The organism is Leptospira brenneri, assembly GCF_002812125.1.
In the GTDB taxonomy this organism is placed as follows: domain Bacteria; phylum Spirochaetota; class Leptospiria; order Leptospirales; family Leptospiraceae; genus Leptospira_A; species Leptospira_A brenneri.
Genome location: NZ_NPDQ01000024.1, coordinates 1 through 1,563, shown reverse-complemented (window position 1 = coordinate 1,563; position 1,563 = coordinate 1). Strand labels below are relative to the sequence as shown.

The window sequence follows — 1,563 nt, the reverse complement described above, 5'->3', positions numbered from 1 at the left end:
GCATATTGCTTCATAATAGATGGTATCTGAAATCAAAATAATGCTTCAAAAGTAAAAGTATTCGAAGTAACATTCTACCTCTTCTTGAGAAAAAGCAAATAAACACTCAAAGGGAGGTTCAAAATGGAGCTTACTTTGGACGAAAGACAGGCAATCATTAAGATACTCTCGAGGAAGTACAGCCTTAGCTCGAAAAAACAAAAATCATATTTAGTCGATGAACTTGTTTATTTGTCTGGATTTAATCGGACATACGCCACAAGAGTTCTTAGGCAATATGCAAACAACCCACAGAGACCAAAATCCGTTAAACGATCTGGACGAACCACAATGTATGGTGATGATGTTAAAAAGGCTCTTGAAAAGATTTGGGTCATCATGGATTACATTTGTGGGAAAAGACTGGCGCCTTTCCTTCCTGAGATCATCTCCAAATTGGAATCCTTTAAGGAGATTGAATTTTCACTTTCCGTGAAAGAGAAACTCATGAGAATCAGTGCCTCAAGTATTGATAGACTCTTGAAAGATGCAAAACGTAAACTCGGCAGGAAAGGATCCTCAACGACAAGGCATGGAAAATACTATCTTATTGATCAAATACCAATCAAAACATTCGCAGAATGGGATCATACAGTTCCAGGCTTTGTTCAAGTTGATTTGGTTGCTCATAATGGTGGCCATACCTATGGAGGGTTCCTATCGACATTGAATGCAACAGATGTCTCTACTGGATGGACAACATGTACCCTCGTTAGAGATAAAACACAATTTCAAATGCTAAAAGCATTTATAAAAATGAAATCTTCGTTTCCTTTCCCACTGAAGGGATTTCATTCGGATAATGGCGCAGAGTTCATAAATGAAACTATTGTTGCGTTTAAAGAAAAGTATCAACTTGAATTCACCAGAGGAAGAGCTTATAAGAAAAATGATAATCCACATATTGAGCAAAAAAATTACACAATCGTAAGAAGGAATACGGGTTACTTGCGATATGATAAACCTGAACATGCTGAAATTCTAAGAGAACTTTATCATAATCTCAATTTGTATGTAAATTGCTTCCAACCCATTATGATCTTGTTGGAAAAACATAGAAAAGGGGCAAAGGTAATCCGGAAATATGATTATCCCAAAACTCCTTATCAAAGACTGATCGAATCAAAGGAAATAGATAAGAAAACCAAACAAAAAGAAAAAGCTATCTACGAGACTTTAAATCCTGCAGATCTCAAAAGGAAAATCAATGAGTGTCAAAATCGATTGATTCATTTGGCTGCCCCACTCCGTGCTCCCAATGAAATTGTAAAAGTGCGTAGGAAGAAAATGGTTACTCACACAATGAGTCCAAAAGAAAGAAATCATAATCTTAATAATCCAAATCCATTTCTCGAAAGACAGAAATTCGAAGAATTAAGAAGAGCAGCAAAATTAATTTGGGAGCAACGAAAATAAACTTGATACAAAACTCAAATGATAGGATAATCTTCGTTAACTTTGAATACCAAGGTTTTGAAGAAACAATCTTATGTTTGGATGCTATTTTTTTGAATCAAGTCGAGT

The 1,563-nt window shown here is 35.5% G+C and carries 1 protein-coding gene; it reads left to right on the top strand.

All coding sequences use genetic code 11. The features are described 5' to 3' along the window. Positions 1-123: 123 nt before the first annotated feature. A complete protein-coding gene (locus tag CH361_RS19500; RefSeq protein WP_100792500.1) occupies positions 124-1,455 on the top strand; it encodes an integrase catalytic domain-containing protein in 1,332 nt (443 codons plus the stop codon). Positions 1,456-1,563: the final 108 nt, after the last annotated feature.

What these genes read in the sequence shown, in the direction of transcription:
- CH361_RS19500 (WP_100792500.1), top strand. Translation starts at nt 124, where the DNA reads ATGGAGCTTACTTTGGACGAAAGACAGGCAATCATTAAGATACTCTCG.